We start from the raw sequence: 17,803 nt of genomic DNA, 5'->3' as shown, positions 1-17,803 counted from the left end.
CGACACCCCGAACGGTTCCGCCGCCGCCCCTGCACACCACAACCGCCCGCAACCGTCGGAATCAACAACAACCGACTCCAGACAGCTTGACATTGAGCGGCGTTCAGCAAACGCGCGCGCGTTTGCGTGGAGCCTGAGCCCTACTTCGCCAGCGACCGCGCCATTCCGCGTTCGATGGCTGCGACCAGCTGCGGGCGCAGTTCGGCGGCGGGCACGATGTGGTGCACCGATCCGACGTTCTGCGCACGCTGGATGTTGTGGATGGCCTCGAATTCGGCTGCCACTTCACCGAGTTTGGCGTTGCGGGCGTTCGCTCGCACGGTGGCCAGCTCTACGCGCAGGGCCGAGCGGGTGGCGTCGTCGTCGGCGGTGTTCAGCGCAGTCTCGAGTTCCTTGACGGTCGGATCCGCTGCGGTGCGGGCGTTGACGTCGCGGGTGAACACCACTGCTGCTGCGGGGGCACCACCGAGCACGGAGGCGAAGGAGCCCTCCACTGCGAGGACCTCCATGTTGTCGTTGAGTGCTCCGGAGAACACCACGAACGCGCCGCCGTGGTAGCGCGAGACGACACAGAACACGACCGGTCCGTCGAAGTTGACGATGGCGCGGCCGATTTCGGCTCCGTATTCGAGCTGGATGTTGCGCAGCGATTCCGGTGATCCGTCGAAGCCGGAGAGGTTGGCCAGCACCACGATCGGCCGGCTTCCGCTGGCGGCGTTGATGGCGCGTGCGGTCTTCTTCGACGAGTTCGGGAACAGGGTTCCCGAGGTCCACTGATCCGGGCCGTCGGAGGGGAACCAGCCCTTGCGGGGGATGGCCCGCGACTCGATGCCGATCACGGACACCGGGATTCCGGCGAGGTGGGCGTCGAACACCACCGAGGTGTCGGCGTCGGCCATGTCGGCCCACCGCTCGAGGACCGAGTGGTCCTGGTCCACCACAGCGCGCATCACGGTGCGAATGTCGAACGGCTTCTTGCGGTCCGGGTTGGTGACCGAGGAGAAGATGTCGCCGACGGTGGTGAAGTCGCTGGACGGGTGTACGTGCGGGTAGGTGCGCACGTCGCGCTCGGTCGGGTCTGCGGTGGCTGCTCGGCGCGGGAAGCGTTCTCCCGGTGCGGCATACGCGTGGTCGTAGTGCGCGAACAGGATGTCGCACGCGGCCCTCAGGTTCGGTGCCCAGTACTGCGCCTGGCCGTTGGGGCCCATGACGCGGTCGTAGCCACCGATACCGAAGTTGTCCTCGGCCGAGACGCCACCGGAGTAGTCGAGCGACTGCTTACCGGTGAGCACCATCGCGCTGTCGGGGGTCATCACCAGGATGCCCTTGGTGTGGGTGAGCATCGTGGCTTCGGCGTTCCAGTACGGCTGCGCGCCGACGTTGATGCCTGCGACGACGATGTTGATCTCTCCGCCGGCCTGCGTGAAGGTGATGATGCGACGCAGACCACGCGAGACCCAGTCCATGTTCTCGGTGCCCGATTCCATGGAAATCGTTGCGCCGGAGGACAATGCGAACCATTCGACGGGTGCGCCGAGCTGCTCGGCGAGGTCGATGGCAGCGACGATCCGCGAGCACTCGGCCTCGGCAACGGTGCCCAGTGCCTTGGTCGGGTCACCGAACAGCGCGACGCGGGTGATGCCCTCGGGGTACTTGGCAGTGGGTGTGGTCGCGACGCCGACGATGACGCCCGCAGTGTTGCGGCCGTAGGGGCGGTCGACCGGTGCGAGCACGCCGTCGGAGCCGAAGTCGTACTCGGTGAACGTTCCACCGTTGCTGCTGAGCAACGGAATCAGCTCGTACGGGTAGACGGTGCCGCGGGCCTGGGAGCGCTGCACCTTCTGGGTGTACTCGTCGAGCGGACGCATCGGCTCGGTCGGCGGCGGGGTCACCTTGGCCACGATGCCTGCACCGGAGCGGTACGACAGGCGCAGTGCGACCTCGCGTGGCGTCGCGCCCGGCGTTTCGGCCAGACGTGCGATGAGCGTGATCTCCTCGAGGCCGGCGCCGATCGTCAGCGGCGCGATGTGCCGGGCGATGGTGGCGATCCGGTCTGCGGGAACGTTCAGTACCGGCCAGACGTAGAGCACGACGCGGTTGGCGTCGAGCCGCTTCTTGCCGCGCCCGGCCTGGGCGCGCCGGATTCCGTCGAGGCAGGCCGCGACTGTCCGTTCGATCTCGGGTACCGCGACGATGTTGCCGGCGTCGTCCAACTGTGTTGTGATGCCGCGGATCTCGGCCAGTGCGACCAGTCGTTCGTCGGACGGGTTGTCCTTCGACGTCAGGTGGAACAGGTACGTTCCGGCGCTGGCGGGCAGGCGAACTCCGTCGAAGTTCTTCAGTCGCCACAGGTCCAGTCGCTGACCGGTCAGCGGGTGCATGTCCCGGATGATCGTGTCCTCGGCGAGCGGCTCGGACCCCTCGACCGTGGTGCGACGGTAGGTCATCTTTCGCGCGGCGGAACCGAAGGCGGTCACCGTGACGCGACGCCAGCGGCCGGTGCCCGGGTGGGCGGCGAGGACGGCCTGAAGCTGGGCCGAGAGCTCGTCGCCGTCGGTGGGAGCGTCCGGCCAGGACAGGTAGAGGTCCACGGCCAGGTTCTCCGGTGCCGGTCCGGCGATGTCGTCGACCGAGTCCAGAGTCGCTGCAAGCGAGTCGAAATCGGTTGCGGTGGACACCAGATGCAGCCGTTCACCCGAGAGCTCGAAGTTGCCGGTGACGAAGTGCTTACCGTCGCGGTCGAAGGCTTTGACGTCTTCGAGGGTGCGGATCTCGTAGTACTGGCGGGTGATCACCTCGAGCAGGGCACCGGGATCGGTGATCCGTTGTGCCAGTAGCTCGATGAGCGGTTCCGGGGTGGCGACGAGCGCGGCGATCCGGGCCGAGTAGTCGGCCGCGTCGGGGTTCTCGGCGAGGTACTGCAGGCTGCCGCGGACGCCGTCGTAGATCTTCTCGCGTGCACTGCGGATCTGTGGCTCGTCGAACAACCGGAAGCGCAGGTTGCGCGCGACGTCGCCGATCACCGGGTAACGGGCCTGGGTGGCTCCGATCAGTCGCTCGAGGACCTCGGCCATGGCCGGAGTCGCCTCGGGCTGCGCCGAGCAGTCGCTGAGCCAGTGGCCGAGCAGGGCGGCGATGACCGGAACCTGGTTCTCCATGCGCTGCAGAGCCAGGAAGACGCGGTAGACGGCCTCTTCGAGTTCGGGCGTACGACCCTCGTCGATGGCAGCGTCGTAGTGCGCCAGGGCGCGAGTGAGCTTGGCGCGGAACGAATCCGGGAGACCCTGCACGTCTGCGTCGAGCGAGTGCAGGAACGAGTGGAAGTGCTCGCGCGGGGAGTGCACGCGCTCGTCGGTGCTCTCCTCGTCCATCGTCGGCCGGTTGCGGGAGAGCTCGCAGATATCGGCGAATGTGTTGAGCAGATCCAGCTCGGCGGAGACCAACCCTGCATCGTTGCGCGGCACGTCGGCGCGCAGAGTTTCGTAGGTGGACAACAGGTTTCGTGCGCGGGCTCCGCTGACGTCGAAGCCGGTGATGAGGGCGGCGAGTTCGTCGAGTCGGTCCAGGGCGCGACGCTGCGGCGAACGCTGCGCTGCGTCGTCGATACCGCGGAACTGTACGCGTGGTGCCTGCTCGGAGACCTTCTGCTCACCGGCCTGATCGACGCGCAGCAGCGCGGCTCCGGCGTCGACCTGTCCGTTGACCGAGGCCAGTACCTCGCGCACGGTGCCCGCGTACGGGGACCGGACGGCGGTTTCCATCTTCATCGATTCCAGGACGACGAGTGTCTGTCCCGCCTCGACCTCGTCGCCGACGGCAACGGGCACGGCCACGACGACGGCGGGTGCCGGTGCGCGGACCAGGCCGGCCTCGTCCTGTGAGATCTGGTGGCTGATGCCGTCGACCTCGACGAGGAAGTGCGCGGGTCCGGCGACGGTGACCACCTGGTAGCGACGGTCACCGATGACCAGACGGCTCTCGTAGACGCCGAGGCGTTCGACGTCGACCTGCAGATCACCGATGCCGTCCCCGTCGATGCTGTAGCGGTGGGTGCCGGTCTGGCCGACCTCGAGCTTGTAGGCCTGGCCCTGGTAGTTCAATTCGACCGTGCGGCCGATGGCATGGGTGGCGCGCGGACGGCCACCGCGGGCGGAGTTGAGGAACGCGGTGCGTTCGCGGCCTTCCTCGGCGTCGTACGCGTCGATCGCTGCGGCGACGATCGCGATGTCGGCCACGGCCGTCGGGCCCACCTGGGAGCCGGCCTCGGTGCGGTCGAGCCAGCCGGTATCGGCGGAGGCGGAGATGACTTCCTCGCGGTCGAGCAAGCTGAGCAGGAACGACTTGGTGGTGGTGCCGCCGTCGATGACGACTGTGGTCTCGCGCAGCGCGTTGCGCAGTCGCGCGAGCGCTTCGCTGCGGTCGCGGCCCCAGGCGATGACCTTGGCGACCATCGAGTCGTAGTCGGGAGGAATGACGTCGCCCTGCGCGATGCCGGTGTCGACGCGGATGCCGGTGCCGAGAGGGAACTTGAGCAGCTCGACGGTGCCGGGAGCCGGAGCGAAGCCGTTGTCTGCGTCCTCGGCGTTGAGGCGGGCCTCGACGGCGTGGCCGAATTCGGTGGGGCACTCGCCGGGCAGTGCCTGGCCGTCGGCGACGAGGATCTGCAGCTTCACCAGGTCGATGCCGGTGGTGTATTCGGTGATGGGGTGCTCGACCTGGAGGCGGGTGTTGACCTCGAGGAACGTGAAGATCTTCTGCTCGGGCTGGTACAGGTATTCGACGGTGCCTGCGCCCTGATATCCGGCGGCCTTGACGAGCTCGGCCGAGGCGGTGCGCAGCTGATCGGCCTGCTCCTTGGTCAGCAGCGGTGAGCTGGACTCCTCGATGACCTTCTGGTTGCGGCGCTGGATCGAGCAGTCGCGCACGCCCGGGGCCCACACGTTGCCGTGACTGTCGGCGATCACCTGAACCTCGACGTGGCGGGCATCGGTGACGAGACGTTCGAGGAAGACGACGGGGTCACCGAACGAGCGCTCGGCCTCACCCTGAGTGCGTTCGAGGGAGAGTTCGAGTTCGTCCTCGTGGAAGACCTTGCGGATACCGCGGCCGCCGCCGCCCGAGCGGGCCTTGATGATCAGCGGGTAGCCGATCGCCGCTGCGTGACGACGAGCGTCCGCGCGGGTCTCGACGGGTCCGCCGGACCACGGTGCGACGGGGACGCCGACCTTCTCTGCGAGGATCTTGGCCTCGACCTTGTCGCCGAGCAGACGCATGGCGTCGGCGGACGGGCCGATGAAGGTGATGTTCAGGCGAGCGATGAGGTCCGCGAACGTCGGGTCCTCGGCGACGAAGCCCCACCCGACCCACACCGCGTCGGCACCGGACTCCACCAGCGCGGCTTCGAGTACGTCGTAGTCCAGGTACGCCGATCCGGTGGCAGGCTTACGGAGCGTGACCGCTTCGTCGGCCTGGCGGACGAACATCGCCCGCTTCTCCGCCTCGGTGTGCAGCGCTACGGTGCGGATGCCGTAATCGTGTTCGGCGTTGAGCTCTCGGACGGCTCGGATCAGGCGTACAGCCGCCTCGCCTCGGTTGACTACTGCAATCCGCTTGAACAACGTATCTCTCTTCGCTCGGTGTGGGCGCACCGCCTCGGTGCACTCGATGGAACGTGAATCGGTGCCGGGCATGTCGATTTCTTGCTCATCATGTGGCACCCCGATCGGCTCATTCTAACGGCAATCAAGCCCTGTGCATCGCCAACGGCGTTCGGCGTGAGTGTGATTGATCACCAAGTATCGAATCCTATTCTGTGGCAGGCTCTTTCGTTCGAGATGGATCGCGAGCATCTGCACGACCCGTCAACGTACTCGCGAGTAGCGTTGGCGGGAGGCGTAATTCGCGATTCGAGGAACAAGTTTGCTACCGGCGAGTACATTACCGGCGAGTACAACCCGAGCCGACGGCTGAAACTGGTCGTCCGGTCGCCGAGTGCGGTCTCCCTCACCCGCCCTTTTCGCTCGTATTCGGCAGTCGCAGCGCATTGACCCACAGCCTCGTAGCCGTCGCGAGCAGGCTCTCGTACTCCGCAGGTGCGCGGTCGTCCGCGGCGTCGACGACGAAGTGATTGAACGCAAGCCTGCTGATCATCGACGACAGAGCGCGGGAGGCGAGCACAGGATCGAGTTCGGCGTCGGCCAGGCCCCGGCTCTGCAGGCTCTCGATGCTTCGGGCGTTGCGTCTGACGAAGGCATCGGCGCGTTCGCGTCGGAGACGTCGGAACTCGGGATCGATGTTCGAGACTTGCTCGAGCAGTGCCATCAGCTTCGCGTTGCGCTGGTAGGCCTCGAAATAGGCGCGGTTGCTTGCGGCCACGACGGCAACCGGATCGTCGTGCGGGTCCACTCGCTCGGTACCGGGATGCAGCATGTCGTCCCTGGCCTGCTCGAGCACTGCGGCCAGGATCTCTTCCTTGCTGGTGAAGTAGGTGTAGAAGGTGCCGGCGGAGCATCGAGCGGCGCGGGTGATGTCGATCAGGCGAGAGTCGAGGTAGCCGCTGTCCTCGAAGACTCGACGCGCGGCCGCAACGAGCGAGGATCGGGTTCGCAGTCCGCGCGGGGTGGTCGGCAGCTCCCGATTCGGCAGCTCACGGTCTGGCTCCGTCGCGGCAGGCATTCAGTCTTTATACGTCATTGTTCGCGAGCATCCGGGCGGATGAACCGGGTGAATCTCACCCCGCTGTCGAATTGGCGTGATTCGACGTGCTCGAACAGCTGGGCGGGGAACGGATCGGGGCCGATGCCGGACGAGAACAGGCCGATGCCGCGGCCGAGTACGACGGGATTGACCTTGAGGAACAGCTCGTCGATCTCGGGCAGCAGTTGACCGGCCAGATTTCCGCCGCCGCAGATCCAGATGTCCAGCTCGGACTCCTCGGCTTTGAGGCTCCTGACGAGTCCGATCGGATCCTCGTTGACCACGGTGAGAGTCGGGTCGTCCGGCGGGGCGAGGGTGCGAGAGAGAACGTATTGGCGCAGGTGGGGATAGGGGCTGGCGATCCCGACGTCGAGCGCTGGTTGCAACGTCTCGCGGCCCATGACGAGGGTGTCGAATCGAGTGGGCGGAGCGTCCAGGCCGAATGCGGCCCGTACGTGAACCGGCAACGTCTCGGGCAGTTCGGTCTTGATCGCCTCGAGGTGATCGCCTTCCATCACGAAACTGTCGTAGGTGCCGTCCGGCGCGGCGATGAACCCGTCGAGGGTGACGGCGATGTAGTAGACCAGCTTGCGCATTCGGCTCCTGTCGTGGTTCGGCCCGTGGGCCGACGCGTCCGCTGTGGTGAATCCAGCGACCGAAGTGGGTCTTTGTGACCCAGCACTAGAACGTATTTTGTGCGCTCAGGACGCGACGAACAACTGGTTTTCAACGGCTAGTGTGGCCCGGGTGTGCAAACACCGTCCCTGAAATGGACGACCATTCGAGTATCTGTGGGGAAACTGTGACGGCTGCAGCGGCTACCGGTCGTGAACACGACGACGAGCTCAAGAGCAGGGTTCAACGCCTGCTGCGCTTCCTTCGCGAAATCGTCGAGGCGCGTTCGAACCCGGTGCTGCGTTTCGACGACCACGTGCAGGTCGAGTGGGTGCACGCCGGGGACGTTCCCATGCAGCTCGACCCGCGGGCCAAACAGGGTGGTGTGGTGCTCCGCGCGCCGCGCATCGCGGTCGACGAGCCGCCCGAGCCGCCCGCGTTGCTGTCGGGTTGGCTCGATCCCCAGGTCGTCGCAGACAGTCGTTATCGCGAACTCGAGCTGGCCGACGCGGCGTCGGTGACGTCCCGCCGTCGGGCCGAGGCGCAGGAATCCGATGCCGAGTTCGATATTCGCAAGGCCTACGAGATCAAGCAGGCCTTCGAGGAGTACTCGGAGTCGTGGAAGGAATGGGCGCAGGAGGATCGGGACCGGCGTCCGCAGGCCGCGCTGTACCAGGCTCTGCAACTGATGATGCAGGAGCTCGCGTCGCGACCCGAGTCGATCGAACTGGTGGTGGCCTCGGGGCTGCTGACGTCGAGCAGCCCCGATCCGCAGCGCAGCGTCCGAACCCACCTGATCACGCAGTCGGCCAGCATCGAACGGGACGTGCGTACCGGTGATCTTCTGGTTCGCCTCGCGGCCAGCACCACCCCGCGGCTGGAGGACGGCCAGCTGCTGACGGGTTCGGACGATTTCGATACGTCCGGTTCGGTGGCGATGGCCGAAGAACTGCACGACACGGTCGCGTCGCCGATCGGTGCCGGGGTCGAGAAGTTCTTGAGGAACTGGGCTGCGCGAATTCCGCGGCACGAGATCGAGGTGCTCGATCACCTCGGACCGCCCGGAGCCCTGGCCTACATCGACGACGACCGAACTCTGACCATCTCACCGGCGTTGGTTCTCCGGGTCCGCGATTCGTTCGCGCTGGTGGAGTACTACGAGCAGATGCTCGCCGACCTCGAATTCGCCGGATCTCCCGTGCCTCTGGGGCTCGCGCAGCTGGTCGACGCCATCGAGCCCGCCGAACGGTTGGCGTGGCTCGAACGCACCGGGGCGGGGGAGTCGGCGGTACTGGCCGAGGACCCGCTGTTTCCGCTGCCCGCCAACGCGGAGCAGTCGCAGATCATCGAACGGCTCGGGCGTGACAGCGGCGTCGTGGTCGAGGGCCCGCCGGGGACGGGCAAGACACACACCATCGCGAATCTGATGTCCGGGCTGTTGGCGCGCGGTCAGCGGGTCCTGGTCACTAGTGAAAAGTCACAAGCTTTGCGGGTGCTGCGGGACAAGCTCCCACCGGAGCTGCAGGAGCTCTGCGTGTCCATCACCGACCTCTCGCGCGGTGGATCGGACGAGCTCAACCGAAGCGTTGCCAAGATCGCCGAGCGGAAGACCTCCTTCGACGAGGCCAGTGAGGTGCAGAAGATCGAGGCGCTGACGATGCAGCGCGGAGCAGCTCTGACTCGGCGGGCCGACCTGCTCGATCGTGTCCGTGCTCTCCGTGAGTCCGAAACCGTTGTGCACGAGTACGTGTCGGACGGATACGACGGCACGGTGTCATCGATAGTTCGCAAGGTCAAAGCGGCCGAGAGCGCCCACGAATGGCTGCCGGGCCCCCTGCTCGCCGATCGGCCACCGCTCGACGGTGCCCAGGTCGATCGGCTGCGCACGCTCATCGTCGGCTCCGACGGCACTCGGGAACTGCGCGCGCGTCAGGTGCTCCCGCGTCCGGAGACAATGCTGCCGAACTCGGCCGAACTCGCGTCGCTCTGCCTGCGAGCAGGGGCACGGATCGATGCTCTCTCGACGCACGCAGCCGATCTCGTCGCGTTGCTCGACGGTGTGGAACCAGCGGTGTCCTCCGAGATCAGGCAGCTGTGCGAGGAGCTTTCGGCCCGGGTTCGAGCGGTCGCCGAACTGGACGGTTCCTACGTGCGACTGACCGATTCCGTGTTGTCCGGCGAAGCCTCCCACCTGTGGTCTCGGGTCAGCGGGATCGACGCTATGGTCGAGACGGCCGCTGCCTCCGACCGCTACGTCGGTGCCCACGATGTCCAGTGCTCCTCGAGTTCGCCCACGGCTCTGACCGCGATGGATGCACTCGCCGGCGCGCTCGAGTCGGGTATCGAATGGAAGCCCCGGTTCCGTCGCAGCGAGGAACAGAAGGCAGTCGAGGCTCTCGACATCGTCGCCACCGTGGACGGGCAACCCGCCACGACGGCGATGGCTGTACGCCTGGTGGCCGAACACATCCGTGCGCTCGAGACCGTGCAGACCGCAGCTGTGCTGCTGGCCGACCTTGCCATCGTCGTTCCGCTCGACGGCACGCGTTCGATTCGAGTCAACAACGTGGCGAGGATTGCCGACCGGCTGGGCCTGGTGTCTGCACTGGTCTCCGCTCGCGATGCCCTGGTGCACCGGCTGTACGCCATTTCGCCTGCGGCACCGTGGATTCGGAGCTTGGGCGAAGCTCAGGAGATCGCCGGGGCCGCCCGTGCCATCGCCACGCGCATCGACATCGATGCCGCGCGTGCCGAGCTCGATGCCCTGCAATACGCAGTGGCCACTCGCATCGATGCCGGGCCTTCGCCCGAGGGATCGAATCTGGTGAGTGCGTTGAGTGCTGCCGATCCGCTGGAACTGGCGGCCGCTGTCGCAGCGTATTCGCAGGCGTGTGCCGAGCAAGAGGATCAGTTTCTGCTCGACTCGATGTCGGCGTCGCTGTCCGAGGTGGCACCCGCATTGTTCGAACTGGTCAGGGACACCGCCGGCGATGTCGAATGGGACGAGCTGAGCTGGCAGATGTCGAAGGCCTGGGCGTGGCGTCGGGCACGCGAGTGGGTCGGTGAGCAGCACCACGGCGGTCTCGAGCAGGAACTGGAAGCAGAGCTGACCGCTGCGGATACCGACATCGCCTACCTCACAACGCGTCTCGCCGCAGCCAGTGCCTGGCGCAACAGTCTCGAACGAATGACCGCCGTCGAGGTGCGTGCGCTGCAGACGTACCGTGAGCACATCTCGAGCATCGGTTCCGGGGCCGGCAAATACGCCGAAACCTACCGCAGCGCAGCGCGATCGGCGATGCGTGAAGCGCAGAGCGCCGTGCCCGCCTGGGTCATGCCACTCTCGCAGGTGCTGGCATCGATTCCGCCGGTGCCGGACAGTTTCGACGTGGTCATCGTCGACGAGGCGAGTCAGGCCGACATCACCAGTCTCTTCCTGCTGTACCTTGCTCCCCGCGTGATCGTGGTGGGTGACGACCGGCAGTGTGCACCAGCCGAAGTTCCGCAGACCGGAACTCTCGAGGACGTGTTCGATCGGTTGGACGTCTACCTGCCCGATCTACCCGAACACGTGCGTGCGACGCTGACGCCCAGGTCGAGCCTGTTCTCCATGCTGCGCACCAGGTTCGGTCAGGTGGTGCGGTTGCGTGAGCACTTCCGCTCGATGCCCGAGATCATCAACTGGTCGAGTCAGCAGTTCTACGGAGATTCCCCGCTCGTTCCCGTGCGGCAGTTCGGCGCGGACAGGCTGCCGCCGTTGCGGCACACGTACGTTCGCGGAGCGACGGTCACCGGAAAGAATGCTTCGCTCGTCAACCGCACCGAGGCGATCGCGATCGCCGACCAGATCGCCGAGTGTCTCGAGGACTCTGCCTACGACAACCTGACCTTCGGAGTGGTTGTGCTGCAGGGACAATCGCAGGTCGACGAAATTCGCAACGAACTGATCAAACGCATCGGCATCGAACAGTGGGAACAGCGCAGGCTTCGCGTGGGGACGCCACCGGACTTCCAGGGCGACGAACGCAACGTCGTGTTCCTGTCGATGGTGGTGGCACCCGATCAGAATTTCGCCACTCTGACAGCCAATCAGTACAAGCGGCGGTTCAACGTGGCAGCGTCGCGAGCACAGGATCAGCTGTGGCTGTTCCACTCGGTGACGGTCGATCGGCTCAAGCGCGCGGATCTTCGCAACTCGTTGCTGAGCTACGTCACCTCCGTCTCGCCCGCGCCTGCCGATCCGATGCCGGTGAACGTCTCGCGCGAGATACGTAAGGCCCCTTTCGAGACGCTGCTGGAGCAGCAGTTGTGGAACGACCTCGTCGAGCGCGGGTTCCACGTCAATCCCGGTGTGGAAGTGAACAATCGGCGTCTGGCCCTTGTCGTCACGGGTGAATCCTCGCGTCTCGCCGTCGAATGCGACGGCGATACCTTCCTCTCGACGCCTGCCCAACGGCTGGCGGACCTGCGACGAGAGCAGGAACTCAAGCGTTGTGGTTGGACGTTCTGGCGGGTCCGTGAATCCGAGTACTACCTGGACCGCGAAGCGGCACTGGAAAGCCTCTGGGGCACGTTGGCCCGGGTGGGCATCAAGCCCAATACCGTTGTCGTGGACGGGGTTGCAGCGTCGGATGAGGCATGGACGCCGGTTCCCCTCGAATCGTCGCAGTTCGACGATTCCGGTGTCTTCGAGACCACGGACAATGCGGACGCGGCTGCACACCACGAATCGGTGTTGTCCCTGTGGTCCATGCCGCGCATCGACATCCCTACCGACGAGCCGACCCGACCGGACACTCGACGAGCAGACCGCCACACACCGTCCCCGGCTGCATCGAACGGAGCAAACGCAACGAACGGAGCAAACGCAACGAACGGGTCGGGTCAGACCAACGGGTCGGGAACGCCGAACGGGTCCTCGGGATCGAGCCGTTCCGCGATGGCCAATGGATCCACACCTACTGCCGACGCTCCGATCGACAACACAACGGCGGCCACCGACCGGGGTAGGGAGGCCGATGTGGCGGACGCAGTGGGCGACTCCACCGCCGAGGGCGGACGTTCGACCGTTGTCGAGTCGGCGGGGTCCGGTACTTCCGACGAGTCCGAGGCACAGGAGACTTCGGCCGAGATCGACTCGACCGACGCCGGGCCGGGCAGCGGCCCCGAGCAGTCCGAGGACGAGGGCATTGCCGAACACGAATTGCCGCTCAACGGGCTTCGCGGATACACCACGCGCCGTCGGCCCTAGCTCCTCCTCCTGACCTGCCGGGCTCGGCGCTGGAGCCGGTTCCGCGGAGTCGACGTAGTCTTGGCCTCGGTTTCGCGAACGGACGAGCAGAGAAGGTTCATCGCCGATGACGGATCGACAGACGCAGCACCCCGAGCGGTCGGCTTCGCCGGATCGGCAGGTTCGTCCGCGCAGGCGGCGAATCTTACTGCCCGCCGTCGTATTCGGAGTCTGCGCTGCACTGTTCGCGGTGCCGACCTGGACCGTGGTGTTCGCCGGCACGCAGTGGCCGGTGGTTGCACAGGTCGTCGGCACCGTTGTTGCGGTCGTCGCCGTCGTCGCGTTACCGACAGCGATGTATCTGGGTCATCGGCCCGGCCCCGAGAGGTCCGGTAAGGATGGCTGGGCGCGCGTAGGAGACGTGCTGTTGGGGCTGGTCTGGATAGCGTTCGTCTGGTCTGTGCTCTCGCTGTTGCTGCGACTCGGCCTGTTCGTCGCCGGGGTCGACGACCCTCTTCGGTCGCGCATCGTCTCGGTGGCAACCGTGATCGTGGTCGTCGTTCTCGCGGTCTGGGGTCACTACGAGGCGATGCGAACACCACGAGTCCGGCACACGACCGTCCAAATCGACCGGCTCGGGGCTCGATTCGACGGTCTACGAGTGGTTCTCGTGACCGACACGCACTTCGGACCGCTCGATAGGACGACCTGGTCGCATCGCTTGACCGACGCGGTCAATGCGCTCGCACCGGATGTCCTGGCTCACGTCGGAGATATCGCCGACGGGTCGGTCGATCGGCGTCGTCAGCAGGCCGCTCCGCTGGAGTCGATGCTCGCGAGTGCGGCGCGCGTGTACGTCACCGGCAATCACGAGTACTTCGGCGAGGCGCAGGCGTGGCTCGATCACATGGAGGACCTCGGATGGAATTCGCTGCACAATCGCCATGTGGTGCTCCATCGCGGTGGCGAGAAGTTGATCATCGCGGGCGTCGACGACGCCACGGCGAAGGGGTCGGGTGCGCCCGGCCACGGCTCCGATCTCGTTCGTGCTCTTGCCGGCACCGATCCCTCGACTCCCGTCCTGCTGTTGGCTCATCAACCGAAGCAGATCGACGACGCGGTCCGTGCCGGTGTGGACCTGCAGGTCTCCGGCCACACCCACGGCGGTCAGATATGGCCGTTCTCGGCGTTGGTACGACTCGACCAGCCGGTGGTGCACGGACTGAGCAGGCACGGTGCACGAACGCAGCTGTACACCAGCCGCGGATCGGGATTCTGGGGTCCGCCGTTTCGGGTGTTCGCACCCAGTGAGATCTCCGTACTGACGTTGGTCGCGAGCTGAGCACGCAACACCTGGCAGTATCGGTGTGGTGAACAGCTCCGAAGAGGTCGTCGTTGTCGCCACCGATCTCGACGGCACACTGTTGCGTTCGGACCGAACCGTCTCTGCGCGCACAGCCGCCGCAATGGCTGCGGCCGACGCTGTCGGAATCAGGGTGGTGTGGGCTACTGCCCGCGCCCGGCATTCCATTCACGAGCTCGCTGCCTCCTGCGGATTCCGCGGGACGGCGATCGGGGCCAACGGAGCTGTGGTGCTCGATCTGGCCGGCGGCACTCCCACCATCGTGAGCACCAGGTCGGTGCCGGCCGAGATAGTGGCATCGGTCAAGTCCACCGTGCGTTCACTTGTACCCGGTGTCGCGTTTGCGACGGTCGGTGCCACGCGGTTCGTGGCCGAGGCCCGGTACGCCGAACTGTGCGTCTTCGCCGACCATCATCGACAGCCGCACGAGATGGAACTCTCCGACCATGGGCTGTCGGTCGACGTCGAGCCGACAGTCAAAATCGTTGCTCGGCACAGGGATACGTCCAGCGAGGCACTCTACGAACTCGTCGCTGCGGCCGGCCTCGGTGGGGTGGAGTTGACGCACTCCGGTGCCCCCTACATCGAGATGTCCGCCGCGGGAGTCTCGAAGGCCAGCGCGCTGCAGGAGTTGTGCGAGCGGTGGGGAATTTCCGGGGATTCGGTTGCCGCAGTGGGGGATGCGCGTAACGATCTACCGATGCTCGCGTGGGCGGGCACCGCCTTGTGTCCGTCGAACGCTACCGAGTCGGTGCGTGCAGTTGCCGATCGAGTGCTCGCATCCAACGACGAGGACGCGGTTGCGCGCTATCTGGAAGAACTCACTGCGAGTCGCACGAGGCAGTAGCGCCCCGCCCGCCGGTGTTCGCCACCAGCGACCCTCCAGTGCAGCCGCCGAAGAAGGGGAGCGGCGGAATCTGGATCGTGGTTGCCGCCCAATTCAGCGCATTCGGACAGACCGAGTGGTCCACGCAGGATCAGGCGACGTTCGCTGCGGGCCTGTCGTGTGTCCGGGACGCTGCACCGGTCGTCGAGATGATGAACAGTCGTGTGCCCGAGCAGCAATGGGGACTCGGGAAAATGTCCGACGCGGCGTTCGAGGGCGGCTGGGGGCCGCGTGTCGGGGGTGGTCACGAGGGACGCCAGGTGGGCATCGTCACCACCGTTGCCGGACGGGTTGGCGTAGCGGTTGCTGCGCAACCGAATTCGGGATCGTTCGACGACGGAACCGCCATGCTCGACGCAGTCGGTGGCTGGTTGGAGTCGCACAGCGCGCAGCTCCCCGCCGGCCATTGCCTCTGGATCTGCGGCGGATCGGACGGCGCAGGTAACCTCTGGCGTGCCAGCGAATCGTCCGCTACGAAAGGCCCTGCTGTGAACGACGCCCTGCCGACCGACTCGTCCGAGCCCACCACGATCGCCGAGTACCTGAACGCACATTCGTTGCGGGTGTCTCCGCTCGACGGTGCCGCCGCGGCCGAGGTCGGCATCACCGTGCCGATTCCCGCCGGATGGCAGACACTCGATCCCGCGCAATTTCCCGGAGCGACCCAGGTGATCGTGGAACCGAATCTCGTGGAGAACGGATTTGCGCCCAACGCCGTTCTACTGGTCGGTGCGCTCTCGCGCACGATCGACCCGGACGCGCTGATGGCGTTGGGTTTCGGTGACGGACGCGCAATGCCGGGCTGGGTGGAGCGGGAGGCATCCGAGGCACCGTGGCTCGGCTGGCCGTCGAGGTTCATTCGCGGCACCTACGTCGCGGAGCAACTCGAAGCCGCAGTGACGACACGGTACGTGGTGGTAGGCGTCGATACGCAGTACCTGGTGCAGTTGACGGTGACGACGTTGGCGTCGCAGCTCGACGCGCTGGCCTTCGACGTCGCCGCAATCAACGACGGGTTGACGACGAACGGATCGTAGCTTCGGACCGATCGAATTCTTCTGTGGCAACAGGAGAAATCACGATACGTCGAGGGTGAGATTTTCGCCCGGTCGGGAAGGGGACAGCCGAGCGAAAGTGTGAGATATCCTGTCGCTCTTGCTGATTGGCGTTCCGACACACACGAGTCGAAGTCGCCGGCGAGAACCGTCGGCCGCACTCCACGGGCAGTCGGTCGAGCGGTGGCGTGCCGAATTCGGTCTCCAGCGCTGCCAGGTGATACGACAGAGCGGGTTGCGAGAGGATGCAAGATCGGCACCGCAGAGGAGAAGGTGAACCCGGTGGCCGCGCTTGCACCTTTCCGTCCATTGCGTACGACGCCTGCGACCCCTGGGTCGGTCCGACTAGGGTCGACCGCATGTCGATCAGAACCGGCCGCGCCCGGCACCTGTCGGTGGTCCCGGACATGCCCGATCCCGACGAGCAGTCCGACGGCGGTGCAGTAGGGGGCGCAGGGCGCACCCTGGTCAACCTGGTGCTCCGAGTGACCATCGACCACACGCGACCGCAGATCTGGCGTCGGGTGCGGGTGCGGTCGGATGTGCTGCTGTCCGAACTGCACTCTGTGTTGCAGTGCGCACTGGGCTGGGAGGACCGGCACATGCACGCTTTCAGCATCAGAGCTGCCGGAGCGACTCGGCGATTCGAGATGGCAGAGACTCTCGCCGACGAACCGGACGACGAGGCCGTGAGCGAAGAGCGGGTTCGGATCGACGAGGTACTCACAGCACGCGGATCCGTGCTGGCCTACGACTACGATTTCGGTGACGGATGGACACATACCGTCGTCCTCGAGGAGATCGATTCCGATATCGACGACCTGCGATCCGTCTGTCTCGATGGAGCGCGCGCCTGCCCACCCGAGGACTGTGGCGGGCCGTCGCATTATGCGCAGGACCTCGAGATCGCATCCGATCCGGCCGATCCCGAATTCTCCGTCCTGACCACCAAATGGGGTGCAACGTTCGACCCGGCCGCGTTCGACGTCGAAGCGGTCAACAAGGTGTTGCATGCACTCGACATGGGACGGTCGGTTCTCGCCGAGGCCGTGGCGACGGCACCTGCCATCGGCAGACTCTTCGATCGGGTGCGGCCCACGGAGGTGCCGGCACTGATGGCGCTGCTGCCTCGGTGCGAACTGACCATCGAGAGTTCAGTGGACCTACCTGTCGCCGAGGTCGCGATGGCCAAGTTGACGTGGTTTCTCGAGATGATCGGCGACGACGGAGTAGCCCTGACCGACGCCGGCTACCTCAAGCCGGCACTCGTGGCGGCGATTCGAGAGGAGCTCGATTGGGGCCTGGGATGGGTGGGAACCAGCAATCGCGAAATCGACCACCATCAGGTGACGGATCTGCGCGAGGCCGTACGGAACCTCGGATTGACCCGGGTATCCAAGGGGCGGTTGTTGCGCACGAAACTCGGCGCAGGCCTGGCCGGGGATCCCGTCGGGATGTGGCGACATGCAGCATCGCGACTGCCGCTGGGCAAGGAATCGTACGAGACCGACGCTGCGACGCTGTTCTTGATCGCGCTCGCGGCATCGGCATCGTCCACACATCGCAACGAGATGCTGGTCGAAACCGTGGCCGAGCTGGGTTGGGCAAGCGAAGACTCCGGTGTGTTCGACGCTCAATTCGCCGCGCAGGCCACGGTGAGTTTCCTCGACCTCATAGGTGCACACGGTCCGCAGTTCTACTTCCGCGAGGGTGGTTCGGACTCGCCGAGCTGGTCCAGAAGATTCGCGCGCGACGCCTTGTTGACCTGATCCAGTGGGCGTCCAGCGGGTCGAACACGCCGCGGAAGCCCCTGACCTGGCGATTTGCGTTGGTGGGGTTGGTGGCGTAACTTTTGTCGAGTCAGAGCGACGGACACCGACCTGGTCTTCACGGACTGGGATACGAGGTTGGACGTGTGGCCTGGCAGGTTTTATCCCCCAAGAGTCGGGCCTTGTGTC

8 protein-coding genes are annotated in these 17,803 nt (G+C 65.9%); 5 read left to right on the top strand and 3 right to left on the bottom strand.

The window, feature by feature from the left end; translation table 11 throughout:
• Positions 1-140: 140 nt before the first annotated feature.
• From MTX34_RS25185 to MTX34_RS25175, 3 genes are all read right to left on the bottom strand, one after another.
• Positions 141-5,618, bottom strand: coding sequence for a carboxyl transferase domain-containing protein (locus MTX34_RS25185; protein ID WP_243611182.1), 5,478 nt, complete (start codon positions 5,616-5,618; stop codon positions 141-143).
• A 385-nt stretch (positions 5,619-6,003) separates the two neighbouring features.
• Entirely contained in the window at positions 6,004-6,675 is a 672-nt protein-coding gene (locus MTX34_RS25180; protein ID WP_243611181.1) for a TetR/AcrR family transcriptional regulator, read from the bottom strand.
• 14 nt (positions 6,676-6,689) lie between these two features.
• On the bottom strand, positions 6,690-7,292 hold the full coding sequence (locus MTX34_RS25175; protein ID WP_243611180.1) for a dihydrofolate reductase family protein: 603 nt from the start codon (positions 7,290-7,292) through the stop codon (positions 6,690-6,692).
• Positions 7,293-7,465: 173 nt separating this feature from the next.
• Here MTX34_RS25175 and MTX34_RS25170 point away from each other — a divergent pair, with 173 nt between their 5' ends.
• The 5 genes from MTX34_RS25170 to MTX34_RS25150 all read left to right on the top strand — a co-directional run bounded on the left by MTX34_RS25170 (position 7,466) and on the right by MTX34_RS25150 (position 17,614).
• Entirely contained in the window at positions 7,466-12,562 is a 5,097-nt protein-coding gene (locus MTX34_RS25170; protein ID WP_243611179.1) for an AAA domain-containing protein, read from the top strand.
• Between the two features lie 106 nt (positions 12,563-12,668).
• Entirely contained in the window at positions 12,669-13,883 is a 1,215-nt protein-coding gene (locus tag MTX34_RS25165) for a metallophosphoesterase (RefSeq protein WP_243611178.1), read from the top strand.
• Between the two features lie 28 nt (positions 13,884-13,911).
• Positions 13,912-14,751 (top strand): HAD family hydrolase, encoded by an 840-nt coding sequence (locus MTX34_RS25160; RefSeq protein ID WP_243611177.1) that lies wholly within the window; start codon positions 13,912-13,914, stop codon positions 14,749-14,751.
• 38 nt (positions 14,752-14,789) lie between these two features.
• Positions 14,790-15,827 (top strand): LpqN/LpqT family lipoprotein, encoded by a 1,038-nt coding sequence (locus MTX34_RS25155; RefSeq protein ID WP_243611176.1) that lies wholly within the window; start codon positions 14,790-14,792, stop codon positions 15,825-15,827.
• A 377-nt stretch (positions 15,828-16,204) separates the two neighbouring features.
• Complete coding sequence (locus MTX34_RS25150; RefSeq protein WP_243611175.1) at positions 16,205-17,614, top strand: plasmid pRiA4b ORF-3 family protein; 1,410 nt, start codon at positions 16,205-16,207, stop codon at positions 17,612-17,614.
• Positions 17,615-17,803: the final 189 nt, after the last annotated feature.

Source organism: Rhodococcus sp. ARC_M5 (assembly GCF_022810405.1).
GTDB lineage: Bacteria > Actinomycetota > Actinomycetes > Mycobacteriales > Mycobacteriaceae > Rhodococcoides > Rhodococcoides navarretei.
Note: the sequence above shows the minus strand (reverse complement) of the source record. Positions and strands in the feature narration are given on the sequence as shown.